The organism is Sulfurimonas sp. (assembly GCF_032250635.1).
Classification (GTDB): domain Bacteria; phylum Campylobacterota; class Campylobacteria; order Campylobacterales; family Sulfurimonadaceae; genus Sulfurimonas.
In genome coordinates, this window is the sequence record NZ_JAVVFL010000283.1 from 1 (window position 1) to 1,208 (window position 1,208).

Genomic DNA, 1,208 nt, shown 5'->3' on the forward strand with positions numbered 1-1,208 from the left:
CGCAGCTCTGGAGTTTGCGGAAATGAGCCTATAGTTGTCGTTACCAAATCTTTGTAGCCTAAAATCTCTCTTTGAAGCTTTAGTCTCTCTTTTGCATCGCCTTCTCTTTGGAGTTTAGTATGCTTATTTACCCTCTCTTGCACCGCTCTATCATGAATAAGAAGCGAATTTTTTTCTGCTTTGATTTACTTTTATATTCTTTTGCAGCGCCTCTTTTTCTCTCTCATCCAAACTGTCTTTGCCGTCAAAAAAGAGTTTTGAGAGAAGCGAGATTTCATCCAGTTTTTCAAGTGCATAACTTAACCACTCTTTTATGTCATGACTTATCTTTTCTTCATACTTCAGAGTAAAAGGGGTGTGAAGAAGCGAGCAGGATGAACCTATCAAGATATTCTCTTTTTTCACTACTTTTGAGATATTTTCTAAAAACTCAAGAGTTTTTTCAATATCGCATCTCCAGATATTTCTACCATCAACTACTCCCACTATAACCTTTTTACCGCTAGAGGCTATAAGTTCTAGAGATTTCAGATTTTCATCTCCATGTAAAAAGTCCAGCCCCAATGCCCAGATTGGCGTATGAACTAAAACTTTTGTAGCTTCGTTTGAGTGTTCAAAATAGGTCAAAACCGCAATTTTTATGTTTGATGCAACACTTCCTAGTCTGTCGTATGTCGGTTTTACAAGACTAAGAACTTTTGTATCCAACTCTTTTGCAAAAATGGGCTCATCTATCTGCACTACTACTTCATCATCAAGAGTGCTTATAGCTTTTAAAAGCTCCTCATAAAGAGGAACTATTTTGCTCCAAAGCTCATAAACATCGCCACGATCAACTCTTTTACTAAGTCCCAGATATGTAATAGGACCGATTATATTTATCTTTGTTTTGATGCCAAGCTTTTTCGCTTCGTTGTACTCCTCTATGATTTTTGAAGCATTTAGTAAGTAGTTGTCCTCCAAACTTAGTTCGGGAACTATGTAGTGGTAGTTTGTGTTAAACCACTTCGTCATCTCCATAGCAACACTTGAAGCATCGCCCCTAGCCATTGCAAAGTAAAGCTCTTCGCCCTTTAAGTGGGCAAATCTCTGAGGAATTGCGCCTAACATAACAGAGGTATCAAGCATATTGTCATAGAGCGAAAAATCATTGGAACTTATAAACTCTACACCCGCATCTCTTTGATACTCCCAATGTCTCCTCTTTA

1 pseudogene is annotated in these 1,208 nt (G+C 37.9%); it reads right to left on the reverse strand.

Going from position 1 to position 1,208, the window contains the following annotated elements:
• Window positions 1-150: 150 nt before the first annotated feature.
• Window positions 151-1,208 (reverse strand): annotated as a pseudogene (locus tag RQ763_RS11770) (5-methyltetrahydropteroyltriglutamate--homocysteine S-methyltransferase); the annotation flags it as partial.